This is a genomic window from Agathobaculum sp. (assembly GCF_050946325.1).
GTDB lineage: Bacteria > Bacillota > Clostridia > Oscillospirales > Butyricicoccaceae > Agathobaculum.
In genome coordinates this window covers 1-12,511 of the sequence record NZ_JBMNUP010000046.1, presented here as the reverse complement: position 1 = coordinate 12,511, position 12,511 = coordinate 1, and the positions used below count along the sequence as shown (strand labels likewise).

23 protein-coding genes, 1 tRNA gene and 1 pseudogene are annotated in these 12,511 nt (G+C 54.1%); 5 read left to right on the top strand and 20 right to left on the bottom strand.

Annotated features, from left to right (window positions below; all coding sequences use genetic code 11):
* Nucleotides 1-126: 126 nt before the first annotated feature.
* From ACOYIE_RS05465 to ACOYIE_RS05385, 17 genes are all read right to left on the bottom strand, one after another.
* Nucleotides 127-489 carry a hypothetical protein gene (locus ACOYIE_RS05465; protein ID WP_433411170.1) on the bottom strand — a complete coding sequence of 121 codons (363 nt, stop codon included), beginning with the start codon at nt 487-489 and terminating at the stop codon, nt 127-129.
* A gap of 81 nt (nt 490-570) precedes the next feature.
* On the bottom strand, nt 571-873 hold the full coding sequence (locus ACOYIE_RS05460; RefSeq protein WP_433411168.1) for an HNH endonuclease: 303 nt from the start codon (nt 871-873) through the stop codon (nt 571-573).
* Nucleotides 866-1,072: a hypothetical protein gene (locus ACOYIE_RS05455; protein WP_433411166.1), complete on the bottom strand. Its 207-nt coding sequence runs from the start codon at nt 1,070-1,072 to the stop codon at nt 866-868. Before ACOYIE_RS05455 ends, ACOYIE_RS05460 begins: the two co-directional genes overlap by 8 nt.
* Nucleotides 1,073-1,131: 59 nt before the next feature.
* Nucleotides 1,132-1,374 carry a cysteine-rich KTR domain-containing protein gene (locus tag ACOYIE_RS05450; protein WP_433411164.1) on the bottom strand — a complete coding sequence of 81 codons (243 nt, stop codon included), beginning with the start codon at nt 1,372-1,374 and terminating at the stop codon, nt 1,132-1,134.
* Nucleotides 1,310-2,140, bottom strand: coding sequence for a rolling circle replication-associated protein (locus ACOYIE_RS05445; RefSeq protein ID WP_433411162.1), 831 nt, complete (start codon nt 2,138-2,140; stop codon nt 1,310-1,312). The genes ACOYIE_RS05450 and ACOYIE_RS05445 overlap by 65 nt, the downstream gene beginning before the upstream one ends.
* A 121-nt stretch (nt 2,141-2,261) precedes the next feature.
* On the bottom strand, nt 2,262-2,576 hold the full coding sequence (locus ACOYIE_RS05440) for a hypothetical protein (RefSeq protein WP_433411160.1): 315 nt from the start codon (nt 2,574-2,576) through the stop codon (nt 2,262-2,264).
* Nucleotides 2,573-2,959 carry a hypothetical protein gene (locus tag ACOYIE_RS05435; RefSeq protein WP_433411158.1) on the bottom strand — a complete coding sequence of 129 codons (387 nt, stop codon included), beginning with the start codon at nt 2,957-2,959 and terminating at the stop codon, nt 2,573-2,575. The genes ACOYIE_RS05440 and ACOYIE_RS05435 overlap by 4 nt, the downstream gene beginning before the upstream one ends.
* On the bottom strand, nt 2,956-3,591 hold the full coding sequence (locus tag ACOYIE_RS05430; RefSeq protein ID WP_433411156.1) for a DNA cytosine methyltransferase: 636 nt from the start codon (nt 3,589-3,591) through the stop codon (nt 2,956-2,958). Before ACOYIE_RS05430 ends, ACOYIE_RS05435 begins: the two co-directional genes overlap by 4 nt.
* A 13-nt stretch (nt 3,592-3,604) precedes the next feature.
* On the bottom strand, nt 3,605-3,811 hold the full coding sequence (locus ACOYIE_RS05425) for a hypothetical protein (protein ID WP_433411154.1): 207 nt from the start codon (nt 3,809-3,811) through the stop codon (nt 3,605-3,607).
* Between the two features lie 21 nt (nt 3,812-3,832).
* Nucleotides 3,833-4,078 (bottom strand): hypothetical protein, encoded by a 246-nt coding sequence (locus tag ACOYIE_RS05420; RefSeq protein WP_433411152.1) that lies wholly within the window; start codon nt 4,076-4,078, stop codon nt 3,833-3,835.
* Complete coding sequence (locus ACOYIE_RS05415) at nt 4,075-4,257, bottom strand: hypothetical protein (protein ID WP_433411150.1); 183 nt, start codon at nt 4,255-4,257, stop codon at nt 4,075-4,077. Before ACOYIE_RS05415 ends, ACOYIE_RS05420 begins: the two co-directional genes overlap by 4 nt.
* Nucleotides 4,244-4,585 carry a hypothetical protein gene (locus ACOYIE_RS05410; RefSeq protein ID WP_433411148.1) on the bottom strand — a complete coding sequence of 114 codons (342 nt, stop codon included), beginning with the start codon at nt 4,583-4,585 and terminating at the stop codon, nt 4,244-4,246. Before ACOYIE_RS05410 ends, ACOYIE_RS05415 begins: the two co-directional genes overlap by 14 nt.
* Complete coding sequence (locus tag ACOYIE_RS05405) at nt 4,557-5,846, bottom strand: replicative DNA helicase (RefSeq protein ID WP_433411146.1); 1,290 nt, start codon at nt 5,844-5,846, stop codon at nt 4,557-4,559. Before ACOYIE_RS05405 ends, ACOYIE_RS05410 begins: the two co-directional genes overlap by 29 nt.
* Nucleotides 5,840-6,601, bottom strand: coding sequence for a hypothetical protein (locus tag ACOYIE_RS05400; RefSeq protein WP_433411143.1), 762 nt, complete (start codon nt 6,599-6,601; stop codon nt 5,840-5,842). Before ACOYIE_RS05400 ends, ACOYIE_RS05405 begins: the two co-directional genes overlap by 7 nt.
* The gene (locus ACOYIE_RS05395; protein WP_433411141.1) at nt 6,598-6,957 is read right to left on the bottom strand and encodes a hypothetical protein; all 360 of its coding nucleotides are present in this window, start codon (nt 6,955-6,957) and stop codon (nt 6,598-6,600) included. Before ACOYIE_RS05395 ends, ACOYIE_RS05400 begins: the two co-directional genes overlap by 4 nt.
* Nucleotides 6,958-7,135: 178 nt before the next feature.
* The gene (locus ACOYIE_RS05390) at nt 7,136-7,612 is read right to left on the bottom strand and encodes a helix-turn-helix domain-containing protein (RefSeq protein WP_433411139.1); all 477 of its coding nucleotides are present in this window, start codon (nt 7,610-7,612) and stop codon (nt 7,136-7,138) included.
* A 35-nt stretch (nt 7,613-7,647) separates the two neighbouring features.
* Nucleotides 7,648-7,866 (bottom strand): helix-turn-helix domain-containing protein, encoded by a 219-nt coding sequence (locus ACOYIE_RS05385; RefSeq protein WP_433411137.1) that lies wholly within the window; start codon nt 7,864-7,866, stop codon nt 7,648-7,650.
* Between the two features lie 311 nt (nt 7,867-8,177).
* On the opposite strand from ACOYIE_RS05385, the pseudogene ACOYIE_RS05380 reads away from it, so the two are divergent.
* Nucleotides 8,178-8,300 (top strand): annotated as a pseudogene (locus tag ACOYIE_RS05380) (hypothetical protein); the annotation flags it as partial.
* 43 nt (nt 8,301-8,343) lie between these two features.
* Here ACOYIE_RS05380 and ACOYIE_RS05375 read toward each other — a convergent pair.
* Nucleotides 8,344-8,565 (bottom strand): helix-turn-helix transcriptional regulator, encoded by a 222-nt coding sequence (locus ACOYIE_RS05375; protein ID WP_433411136.1) that lies wholly within the window; start codon nt 8,563-8,565, stop codon nt 8,344-8,346.
* A gap of 5 nt (nt 8,566-8,570) precedes the next feature.
* Complete coding sequence (locus tag ACOYIE_RS05370; protein WP_433411134.1) at nt 8,571-8,777, bottom strand: helix-turn-helix transcriptional regulator; 207 nt, start codon at nt 8,775-8,777, stop codon at nt 8,571-8,573.
* Nucleotides 8,778-8,850: 73 nt separating this feature from the next.
* On the opposite strand from ACOYIE_RS05370, the gene ACOYIE_RS05365 reads away from it, so the two are divergent.
* The 4 genes from ACOYIE_RS05365 (at nt 8,851) to ACOYIE_RS05350 (ending at nt 12,231) form a co-directional block, all read left to right on the top strand.
* Entirely contained in the window at nt 8,851-9,231 is a 381-nt protein-coding gene (locus ACOYIE_RS05365) for a hypothetical protein (RefSeq protein WP_433411132.1), read from the top strand.
* Between the two features lie 210 nt (nt 9,232-9,441).
* Nucleotides 9,442-9,801, top strand: coding sequence for a helix-turn-helix domain-containing protein (locus ACOYIE_RS05360; protein ID WP_433411130.1), 360 nt, complete (start codon nt 9,442-9,444; stop codon nt 9,799-9,801).
* A gap of 496 nt (nt 9,802-10,297) precedes the next feature.
* Nucleotides 10,298-10,993 carry an NYN domain-containing protein gene (locus ACOYIE_RS05355; protein ID WP_433411129.1) on the top strand — a complete coding sequence of 232 codons (696 nt, stop codon included), beginning with the start codon at nt 10,298-10,300 and terminating at the stop codon, nt 10,991-10,993.
* Nucleotides 10,994-11,106: 113 nt separating this feature from the next.
* Nucleotides 11,107-12,231 carry a tyrosine-type recombinase/integrase gene (locus ACOYIE_RS05350; RefSeq protein WP_433411127.1) on the top strand — a complete coding sequence of 375 codons (1,125 nt, stop codon included), beginning with the start codon at nt 11,107-11,109 and terminating at the stop codon, nt 12,229-12,231.
* Nucleotides 12,232-12,401: 170 nt separating this feature from the next.
* On the opposite strand, the gene ACOYIE_RS05345 is transcribed toward ACOYIE_RS05350, so the two are convergent.
* Nucleotides 12,402-12,478 (bottom strand) — tRNA-Val (locus tag ACOYIE_RS05345).
* Nucleotides 12,479-12,511 lie beyond the last annotated feature (33 nt).

Below are 12,511 nucleotides of genomic sequence, written 5' to 3'. Positions count from 1 at the left end.
GCAGTGTCTGGGCAAGCGCATGGCGCAGCTTATCATGCGGGCAGCCCTTTATGTACTGCGGACGGCGCATCGCCGTATCGCACACGCCCTGGCTGTTCAGCATCGGGCATAGTCCGCACATACGCATCAGCCCACCCCCCGCTCATACTTCGCCCGGAAGTCCAGCAGCTCACTGCCGGCCGTGCTTCCCTCGGGCAGCATATCACACAGCGTCCTGATGATCGTCGTGTAGTTTTTGATCATCGTGTTGTATACCTCCACCTCAGGCGACTTCTTCGTGCCGTGCTGGTTTTCTCCGTTCTGGTACTCAGAAACCACGCCGTTTTCACTGATCGTTTTGCGCAGATCGGCCAGTGTCACTGTCATAAATGCCGCATTTTCAATCAGGGAAAAGGCGGTATTCCGGCGTTTTTCGTCCACTTCTGAAAAGATTTCGAGTAGTCTCTCGCGCTCGCGTTTGATTCTTGTGTCGGTCGTAATTTTCGGCATATCACCGCCTCCTTTCTGCTACACCCCTCCTGCGCGGTCCACCCAGTGTAATTCTCCTCCTGGGGTGCGGTCTTAGGGCGGTCAGCGTTTTTTTGGCAATGGGGGGAGTACGTTTCCGTCCTCGTCAAAGCGGCACCGCGCCGCCGGATGCTTCGCCATGTGTTCCAGGTCATGACAGCGATGACACAGCACCTCGAGATTGTCCCAACCGAGCGTACGTTTCGGATTTCCCATATCCTGCGGACGCAGCGCCTTGCGGTGATGGACGATCAGCCCCGGCCGGCCGCACCTCTCGCACAGGCCGTGGCGGCTCACCATGTAGGCAATCCTCGTCTGCTGCCACGCAGACGAGTTGTAAAACGCCTTCGCCCATGCTTTAGCCATGGATATCACCCCGCATGACCGCGATCGCGTACTGGCTATCCCCAATTGCCCTGCTGATCGAGTTGATCGACCGATACAGCCGGAAGCGCACTTCTGCCTGCGGCTCGGCCTGCATGCGCTCGTACAGCGCGTCACGCTGGCGCTTCATGCTCTCGACATTCGCGGCGTACTCGTCCACAATCTCAACGATGGACTTCATGACGGTCACTCCCTTCGGGCAAAATAAAAAGCCGACCTCGCAACACCCTCACGGGGATGTTACGCAGTCGGCTCGGACCTCAGCGGGTTCTGGCTCACGCCGTCAAAATCGACGGTGGACTCTTGTTTGCACTTTTCGCACCACAGCGGAAAATGCTGCAGCTTGGTCTCGCCAGGAACGACCTGGACTCTCGTCGTGCGGCCACATCGCGGGCACACGATCTTTACTCTTTGATTTTTATTGTACACTCGTTTGCGCCTCCTGTCTATGCCCTGGCGGGCTTTTCTCCATGCCCCGTTCATATGTTACAGAGCATTCCAAGCCAGCAACTACGCGCGTGCGTGCGCGTAGCTTTTTATTGTTCTTCCTCTTTGGCATCATGTACTTGAGATAACGGCAGGACGCATAATCATTTCGTTTGATACCGCTGTCATCAATCACCTGCACGCCGGGCGGCGGGTCAATCATCGCCGCATCGTCCACCCATTCATAGTTGATGGTTGGCTGCGCAAGGTTGCGACTGCCGACAAACTGCTTTTTGCCATTGAGCGATGCTTCCCGCCGTTCCTTGGTAAAGTAACCGGCCCAAACGTCATACCCGCGATCCTCGATATAGTTAAGATCCACATTGTCTCCCCACACCCAGAGCGACTTCATCAGCTCAAGGTCACCGCCGACGGCATTGAGGATCAGATGTGCGTGCGGCCGGTGATCCCCGTGCCGCCCCTCCAGCACATAAATGTACTTGAGATCTGGCAAGCCGCGCGCCTTGCGATAGGCGCGGAGCTGTGCAAACACCTTGCTGAGCCGCCGCCGGGTGACATCCGGACTGGCCGGAAGATCTTCGTCCCTGTAGGTTAGCGAGAACACCAAATCGTCCGGCTCGAAATTCGCGGCCATCAGCAGCTCCAGCTTACGCTGCGCTGTATTACAATTGGTCTGCGCAACCTGCTCGGCCGTCACCTCGCGGATGCGCTTCCGCTCTTGCTGCGTTGCGTTCGGCCGCGGTACGGTGTAGATCACATCCCACACCAGCCGCCCCGCACGGATGGTTTTTCTTCGCTTCATGGCGCCTCCTTTATCGTATGCTCCTTAGAATATCCGGAAATTTACAAAATGTCAAACGAACTCGTCTCCTGCACCCGCAGCGCATCCAGCCGCCCCATTCGGGCGGCTGGATGTTTTGCCCTTACTCCCTCTCGATCCTCTCCAGCGTCTTGCGGATGCCCTCGTGTCTCGCAACCTTAAAATCCGTCTCCAGCCCAAATAAGTACAGCACCTGCTCAGTCAGGTTGCTCACATCTGCCAGCTCCGCCGCCAGATGCTCCAGCCGCTCCTGCAAATCGGTATTTTTGCCGCAGTCCTCGTGGAACGTCATACACATCAATACCTCGCTGGCCGCGCTCACCGCCTCGCCCAGCTCCTCCATCAGCTTGCACACCTGCACCTCCGCGCCGTAATACTCCGCAATGCGCATCAGTTTTGCTGCTCTTTTCGCGTTCATATTGTTTCCTCCTCCGGCAGCGGCATCCAGCGCAAAACCTGCGGGGTCTCCCACTCCGGCCACTCATCAATCACCCAGTCGCACGTCTCATCATGCGATGCTGTGCGCGGTGTTCGAATAAGCGATGCTGTGCATATCGCTCGATCGAGCGTCACGTTCTTTTTCGGCTTACCGCTTGCAATCACAAGCACACCGTTATCGTCTGGCGGCAGCTCCACCGCTGGGTCAATCCACTCCATCCCGCACAGCTTGTCCGCCGCTTCCCGAATCAGGCGGCAGCCCTGCGTGCTGCAATTCTGCTCATATCCGCAGCCGATACAAACTAAACTCCCTGTCTGAACTTTCAGGCGGTTTAATGCCTTGATTAAATCAGATGTTTTCATGCTTCTCCTCCCCATTGTTCTGCCATCGCGCGGGCGATGCCGGGAAATGTTTTACTTCGTAGCTTCGCCCGTTCTTGGCTTGGCGGAAGGTAATGTATTTTCTCCTGCCGATTTCGCGGTAATGTCTTCATGTGGTCTCTTACATCATTTGTTGGCATCAGATTCGGCAGGTTCTTCAGCCACAAGCAGGTCGTTTTCTTTTCCGGATGCCCAAACATCCACGGCTGTATAATCTGAGTTGGTTTTCTCCACTTTGTAGACATAATACCCACAGGATTTTCAATCGCAATCCTGGGACAGTCAGTGCGTGTAAACCTCATGAAAAAATCAACCGCTGTCTGTTGTCGTCCGTCGGCTTGCTTTTCTGCGAACCATTTCGCTCCGCTGACCGCCAGATGCGTACATGGTGGAAACGCAATCATCATGTCCCATTTCTCAATATGGTGTTCTGCGCCAGACATTGTTTGAAACGCGCAGCTTCCATTGAGCAACGGCAGAACATCCCCAAGAATATGCCACTCCGGATGACCGCCGGACGGCTCCTGAATGTCGCAGCTGTACGCCTCATGCCCCAGCTCCCGAAACGCCTTGCATACCTCCTGCGATTCTTCGCAGGCTACTAAAACCTTCATCATATTTGCTCCCTCACAGGCCCAAATTCAGCACCCGAACCAGCGGGCAGCTGCCGCAGTGCAGCTCATGCAGGCTGTCCTCATCCACGACCTCCCGCAGGAAACGGCAGTATTCATTACAAAACTCTTCCGCCATGTCTGACGCCGCCTTCTCCCAACATCCCGAGTGAAATGCATTTGCGCTGCGGACCGGTTTGCCGCAGATTTTACAGTTTGCCATGTCCCGTCCTCCTATGGAGCATCAAATATTTTCAATTTGCCGGAAGAAATCTGCCTGCCAAGCGCTCCGCTGCGCGGCCTGGGCCTGCTGCACCTCGCATATATGCAGCTGCCGCAGTTCCCTCACGCAGACGCCCATACCAAACAGGCACATTGCCGTTACCAGTGCGGCGCCGCCCATCGGACAGTATCCCATGCCCCACAGCAGCAGGGCTGCGCCGGTCAGCGCCGCAAAACACGCTGCGGCGATTTTATAAATGGTTTTCATGTTTTCGTGTCCTTTCTCCGGTGCCGGTTCCCTTCCCGCTCTACGATCTCGGCCGCGATGCCGAGGGCGCGGGCGGTGCGCTCGTACTCTTTTGCGAAAATCGGGTCACAGACGCGCCGCATCGACAGTACGCGGCGCCGCTCATAATGCAGAATGCGGATCACTTCACGCAGGTTCATGCGTTTCCTCCTCATCCGGCTGCAGTATGATGAACTTGCCGCAGTACGGACAGCACACAAAGCCGTTTTCCATCGGCCCGTCAGCCTCAAACCGGTGCAGCGCGCCGCAGCCGGCGCACATCCAGACATTGTTTTGCTCATCTTCGCAGGTCCAAGCTGTAAAATCCGATTCATCTGCCATCGAACACACGAGCGCGGGCGTCAGTCCAGTCTCTTCATACTCTGCGAGCCTGCGCAGCGCCTTGCGCAGCGCGGCCGTGATATCTTCCCACGATGTCCCGCCGATGCTCAGACGGCCGTCAGGCGTCCTTTTTGTGATTCTGTTCATGCCGTTTGTCCTCCATTCGTTTGATCTGACGGACCGTTGCAAGCTGCCCGTCCATGTATTCCGCAAAACTCTGGGTCGCGCCGTCAAATGCAAGCGAAAACTCGCCCAACGTGCCCTCTTTGTTTTTCAGCACCCGCAGTTTTCGGTCTGTCAGCGGCGTGTCCTCGTCCGGATCGAGATACAGAGCGAGCACGGCGTCCGCGTCCTGCTCAATCTGTCCGGATTCACGCAGGTCGGTCAGCGTGGGCGCTGCGTCCGTCCGGCTGGCAGCGGCGCGTGAAAACTGGCTTAACGCCACCACCAGAATGCCGTGGGTCTGGGCCATTGCATGCAGTTCCAGCGAGATGTTGGTCACCTGTTCAAATCGGTCCCGCCCGCGCCCTTTCAGCTGCTGTAAATAGTCGATAAACACAATTTTGTGCTGCTGCGTCAGCGCCGTGTCCACAATATCCTGCACGGTCCAGCCGGACGCCGGCACCAGCTCAATCTGCGTGTCCGTGATTTCGCTCTTCCACTTGGCGGCGCGCGCCCATTCCTCGTCCGTCATCTCGCGGCGGTTGATGCGCCCAAAGTCAATCACGCACCGGTTCGCCACCAGTCGGTTGGTCAGCTTTGGGGGCGAGGTTTCCAGGCTGTAAAACCCAACCTTGTCCTGCTTTCCCATATGCGCGGCCATTTGCAGCGCCAGCGCGGTTTTGCCTGCCGACGGCCGTCCGGCAAGGATCACAAAATCCCCGTAATCCGAGTACAGCCGCCGGTCGAGCTTGTCCAGCCCCCAGCGAATAAACCGCCGTTTTTCGCCCTGCTCGCTGAAAAACTGCACCAGCGCATCCTGCATGGTGACAATGCGGGTACCGCTGTGCTCCCGCAAGATCTCTGCCGCCTGGGCGAGCAGTTCGCGCGCCGCCTTGCTTGAACGCACCACCTGCAGCTCATCGGCCAGCGCCCGCAGCCGCGCAACGCGGGTCTGTTCCTGCATCTCCGCAATATACGTCCGCCAGCCGAATGAGGTTGGCGTCACCTCCATGCACTGCATCAGCAGGTCGTTGTACTCCGTGCCGCACGCCCCGCGGATGGTGACCGCGTCCACCGTCCGGCCGGCGCTGAACAGTTTGCGCGCCGCGTTGTACACGGTGCGCAGCTCCGGCACCGTGAAATCCTCCGGTCTTGTCAGCGTCAGCAGCGGTCCCACAATCGAAGAATCGACCAGCAGGCAGCCGATCACGCTGTATTCGGCATCAAGTGTTGCCTTGGTTACCATTGCTCAAACGCACCTCCCTTGTTTGCAGGCGGCGCAGGCGCGGTGCCGCCGTACTTGCCTTCCAGCACTTTGACCAGATTGTTTTCGTTCATGAGCCAGTCAAATTCGGCTTTCCAGCCGCGGTCGTTCACGCCCGTGCAGAAGCTGCTGGCCTGCGCCCGATGGAATACGTCGATCAACTGTTCCGAGGTATATCCCCTGGCATATAGCTGCCGCACCGCCTTCGCCCGCTTCTCTGTCAGCTTGACCGCCTGCGGCAGGCTGGTGCAGATGGTGTTGTACCGCTCCATCAGCTCCAGCGGTTTGATATTCCCGTCCGGCTTTTCCTCTTCTTCTTTTAACTGTGTTATTAACTGTTCCTTATACATTTCCCCATTTGGGGACAGGTTGTCCCCGTTCGGGGACAGGGGGCTGTCCCCGTTTGGGGACACCTCGCTGCAAAACGGGGAAATGGGCAGCTTGCTTTCGTCAAGCGTGTAAAACAGCGTGCGGTCGTGGCTCTCGCGGCTGTAGTTTGCGGTCAGCACAACGCCCTGCTTCTTGAGATTCCTGATGATGCGTTCGATCTGATGCTTGCTCCAAAACGGGAACAGCCGCTCCATTGCACGGATGCTGTTGTAGGTCCAATACCGGCCATCGTGGAAATGACGGTCGTTGGCTTCATTCTTTGCGATCCAGAATTGGAGCATGGCGATAAAGACCGCCTCGTCCACGCCGTACATGGATGCGATCTGGCCGTCAAAATGATAGATCATTTTGCACCCTCCCCCTGCGGAGGCGAGCCGCGGAACGCAAGAACATAGCCCCTTGCCCGCAGCCGCTGCACCCGTGAGCGCACGCTCTCCTGCGGAACGCCAAGCTCTGCGCCGATCTCCTCAGCCGTATAGCTGCCGTCTGCCAGCACAAGCAGGCGTTCGGTCATGGCGTCGCTCCAGCTGACCGGTGTCCGCCGCTCTGTTTCCGGCGGCGCGGTCAGCCGCAGCACCCGCCGGATGTCTGCCGTTGTGCAGGCATAAAGCTGCGACAAAATGCCGATCTGCGCAGATTTTCGGGCCGCCTGGCGGTAGCTCGTCCAGATTTCGCCTTTTTCCTCCGCTGTAAAATTTTTCACCGGCGCCACCGCCGTTCCATCTGGCGCTGGGTGCGCCAGTCCACCAAAAGCCCCAGCGCCAGACAGGCGCACCCAGCCGCCAGCGCGGCCAGTAGTAAATTCATCATGGTTTTATCCCTTCCCCGGCGCTGCACTTGACAACGCCGGATTTTTGTCTTATCATGTAAACAAGTTTATTTCACATGTGCCTGTCGGTGGTTGCAACGCCGGCGGGCATTTTTCTTTGTGTCGCGTAATCCAGCTCCATGCCGGTTGTGATGATATCACGCAGCTCGGCCATAATCGCATCGTGCAGCGGACGCTCCTCCGCCGTAATCAGCCCGTCCTCGTTGATCTCCATCAGCTGATCCAGCCGTCCGGTCCTGGCAAACGTGCCGATCAGCCGCACCAGCCGCATGGTCGCCTGCTCGAGCGGCCGCTCCTGCACTTCGGGCAGCGTACCGCCCAAATCCCCTAAAGCAATATGCTGGTAGCACAGATAGGGAAAATCATACACCTGCGCCATACGCAGCACCGTGCTGTCCGGCGGCCGCCGCCTGTCCTGCTCATACGCGCCCAGCGTATCAACCGATACGCCTATGCGCTCTGCACCGGCTTGCTGCGTCAGACCCTTCAGCTCCCGCGCAGCCTGATAAATATTCCTGTAGTTTCGCACACTGGTACACCTCCATCTTTCATGCTATAATGCGCTCAAGCACCGGGGATAAAGCCGATGCGCTGCTGGCGCAGGGCTTCCATATCCGCTTTTTCTCTGGCTTTCTCATAGCGCAGCAGCTCGTCCTGCCGGACTTTCCAGCCGCCCAGCTTGGTGCCGGACAGCTGCCCGCTGATGATCAGCTTGCGCACATAGTCCTTGGAGCAGATCCACCGCTCCGCGATCTCAGCGATCGTCAGATATTTGCCGGACATTCAACTGACCTCCTTTCCGTTTTCCTCCTGTTCAAAATTACTGCAATAATCATAGGTTTTGCGGTTCTTAATCCGTGGATGGACGCAATGCCCACACTCCAGCGGACGCCCATCCCGCAGGTAATGCCGCACAAAATAACGGCAGTTCACACAAACCGGCAGTTCTGGGCTGATTTTGATACAGTATTGCATTCTCATGCATTCTGTGCTCATGCCTTCGCCTCCATTTACGCCATTTAATGGCGTTTAATTTATCTCTATATTACGCCATAATATGACGTAAGTCAAGATAAATAAAGGAGGTTTTCCGCATGTTCAATGACCGACTGCGGTCAGCACGAATTTTTCGCAAGTATACCTTGCAAAAAACAGCCGATATGCTTCAAATCCCGTTACGCTCTTATCAAAAATACGAAAGTGCTGATAGCGAACCGGATTTTGCTACCCTTGTCCGATTAGCAGATTTTTTCAACGTTCCTACCGACTTTTTATTGTGCCGCGACGAATATCTTGCATCTCTCGGAGTCTCCGTTGATGTACCTCGAGAAGGTCCTCCAAGGCATCCCAAACCGAAAAAGAACCAATAATTTCTCCATATTCGATTTTTTGATAGTGGCGCAGACCGACTCCCAGATAATCCGCTATCTGCTGCTGCGTCATTTTCTTCGCTCTGCGGGCTGCTCTCAGATTTTCACGCATAGCGGTTACCCCGCCTCCTTTCCGTTTTCCTCCGCGTACAGCTCGTCTATGGTGCAGCCGAGGAAGGCCGCTAACTCGGGCATGATCCTGCTCGGCGGGTACGCGCCCTCGCTTTCCCACTTGACAATCGTCGGCTGCGCCACGCCAAAGCGCGCCGCCAGTTCAACCTGTTTAATGCCGCATGCTTCGCGGTAGCGCTTGATGGTTTTCATGCATCTCACCTCCTTATCGCTTCTTGTTCCCTCTTGCTCCATGTGTTAATATGAAATACATGGAGGGAATTATATGATTTCGAAAAAAACACGCGATATTGCTATGCGCGCTATCATTGACTTTCATGCTCAACACAAAGAGAACACCATCATACAGCCTGAATATTTGTATAAACACGGGCTTCCACAAGATATTGATGCGCAAGAAGTCATTGATGTACTATGCGGCATGGGTTATATTGCCTATCAACCTTTGCATCACGGTTTTCCAAAATCAATTCTGCTGACTGATAGTGGCAAATGCTATTTCGAAAGAAAATCAGATATGGCCGCCGAAAAGAGAGTCGAATGGATCCGATATACCATTACCACCGCTATTGCGCTCATCGCACTTATCATTGCAGGCATTTCACTATTATCGCAATTAGGAATAATAACATTGCCAACGCCATAATTCCCCATGTAATACGCCAAGCCCAAGCAGGAACGCCACCGTCCCATTCGCTCTTTGGTATCTTCACCACTCTCGCCTCCTTGATATCAATTTATTTGATAACAGTATATTTGATAATTTCAAATTTGTCAATATTATTTTCAAATTATCTGATATTATGTTGTAAGCCTACACCATATCAGTTATATTGATATTAATAGAGGTGAGCCTATGATTCGCATTAAAGAACTCAGAAAAGCGCACGGGATTCTGCAAGGTGACCTTGCTGATAAAATCAATGTAAGCCAAGCCACAATATCAGGCTGGGAAAACGGGAAGATTGAACCGAGTATGGACGCATTACGCCAAATAGCCAATCTATTTGATGTGAGTATTGATTATCTTCTTGGTTCTACCAACGATGCCACTCAAGAAATAAAAAAAACGCCCTCTTACGAGGACGTTGGAATAAGCACAGATGAAGCTGAACTATTAGCCGATTTCAGGAAACTGACGGATGATCAGAAGGCATTCGTTCTTCAAGCTGTGAAAGCAGAAGCGATTCGCAGAGCTGGCGGGCGAAAGAAATAAGTACCTCTTTATCTTGGCCGGAGCGTATCACTTCTAAAAGTTCATTTTCGTATTTCATCGCTCACCCTCCAAAATCGAACAAGTGTTTGTATTTTCAATAATACGCTCTATCTTGATGTTTGGCAAGGACAATTTCAAGATATAGTAAAATTTCACAAAATACTGGTGTTCAATTTGAATACTTGGATAACACATGATTAAATAATTTTTAGTCCTTCAACTGTTTATCCAATAATTTTATTCAATTTGTGAAATCATTTCACTTTTACAGTTTTTTCACAATATTACTTTCGCTGATATTGCAGAAAAATGATGTTTTTCGCAATTATTTGTATTTATTTGCGATTTTTGATGTGTTGACATATGTTTTTCAAGGGCATATTATATTGATACAGCAACTACGCTGTATTGTTAAACCAGCCCTTGGAAGTAAACCTCCCACTATCCGGGAAGCGTTGAACCCAAGGGTTTTTTTATTTGCAGGAGAGATACAGATATGATCCGCACCGCTATTATGGTAGACAGCGCTTTTTATCAAAAACGGGCCAACCTTCTTTTTGGTCCCAAAACTGGGCAGGAGCGCGCCGACGAATTATATGAATACTGCAAACGGCATTTGAAAGAGCGCAGCATTGGAGCAGAGGATAAGTACTTATACCGTATTTTCGTCTATGACTGTCATCCATCCGAAAAAACCATCATGCATCCACTCACGCAAAAAAGCGTATGGCTCAAACGAACCGAGCTTTACACATGGACAAACGCATTTCATACGGCGCTGGCGTCCAAACGAAAAGTTGCGCTGCGCATGGGCGAACTGCTCGAAAGCACGGCTGGATATGTGTTAAATGCAGACGCAGTCAAAAAGCTGTGCCGAAAAAATATTTCTGTCGATGACCTGACAGAAGCTGATTTTCATTTGGATATTCAGCAAAAAGGCGTCGACATGAAGATTGGTTTGGATATCGCGTCGCTTGCCTACAAGCATCTGGTTGACCAGATCGTCCTGATTGCCGGTGACAGCGACTTTGTGCCGGCCGCCAAGCACGCACGCCGCGAAGGCATTGACTTTGTGCTCGACCCCATGTGGCATACCATAAAACCAAGCTTAAATGAACATATTGACGGACTGCACAGTTGTGTTTCCAAACCGCCTCACAATGTCAGTGATTCACTCTACAGCCGGCATTAACCCATTCGTTCCCCCGCAGACCACAACCGAACACCATTTGCGTTGTGGTCTGCATTTTTTATACCCGCATAAATCGAACATATGTTCTGTTTTTCGCAAAAGGAGACACCAAAATGCCAGAAACCGCTGATAAAAAATACACCTACAAATATGTCAAGGCGATCACCGTCGGCCACAAGCCGGACGGCAAGCCCATCCGCAAATACATCCGCGAAAACAATAAGGCTGTTTTTGAGCAAAAGGTGCGGTACTATCAGAACCTGAACGCCAAGGGCGTGCAGATCGTCGGCAAAACGCTCACCGTTGAGCAGTGGGCGTGGCAGTGGTATCACACCTACAAAGCCCCCAAGGTAGGAGCATCCCAGCGCATCAACTACGAAACCAACCTCAAGCGGCATATCCTGCCTGTTATCGGGATGATGTCCCTCCCCTCCGTCAAACCATACCACCTGCAGCAGCTTGTCAACGATGCACGGCGCGAGGATGGCCAGCCGCTGGCACAGGGCACTGTGCGGCAGATCCTGTACACCCTGCGCCAGATGTTTGAGCAGGCGGAGATCAACGGCATGATCGAGATCTCGCCCTGCCGCCGTATCGAGAACACGGCCACCGGCAAAACCACGCGCCGTGCGCTCACGCGCGAGGAGGAGGCGGTTGTGCGCCGTGTGGCTGCCAGGCACTGGGCAGGGCCGTGGGTGCTGCTCATGCTGGACTGCGGCCTGCGCCGCGGTGAGACGGTGCCGGTCGGCAAGGTGGACCTGACACGCGACGGACTACTCCGCATCACCAGCTCCGCCACCTATGCCGAGGGCAATCAGGCCAAGGCTAAAGGCACCAAAACCGCCGCCGGCGAACGTCTGGTGCCTGTCCCGCCCGAACTACTCGCCCGACTCGACCGCTCGGGCCGCTACTTCTTCCACGGCGAAAACGGGAAGATGGTCACGCTCACCCGCCTGCGCCGCATGTGGACCAGCTTCCACCGTGCTTGTGATCGGGAAGCCGGCGCGAAAATCTACCGTAATAAAATCATTGAGCACGCCTTTGCGCCGGAGATCACGCCGCACTACCTCCGCCATACCTACTGCACCAACCTGCGCCGCCGCGGTATAGACCTGAAAACCGCGCAGTATCTCATGGGGCACGCCAGCATCACGACTACCGCAAATATTTATAACCACGTCGATGAGGAGGATATCGCCAACCTGCAGCGCAGTGTTGCAAATCCGTTTTCGGGCTGAAAATTTGCAACACTTTTGCAACACATTTCAGCACTTTCATTGTTTTCTGTCTGCTCTGTCTGTCTTGTCTGTTGCAACCACTGTTGCAAATCCCAGAACCCATAAAAACCAAAACCCCGCAAAAGTTCGCGCAAACAGCAAAAAGCCGTCACTTTCGTGACGGCTTTTCCTGGTGGGGTTGGCGGGGCTCGAACCCACGACCTCTCGCGTGTGAGGCGAACGCTCTGACCAGCTGAGCTACAACCCCGAATGCTGTTCGGTTTACCTTATTACTATACCA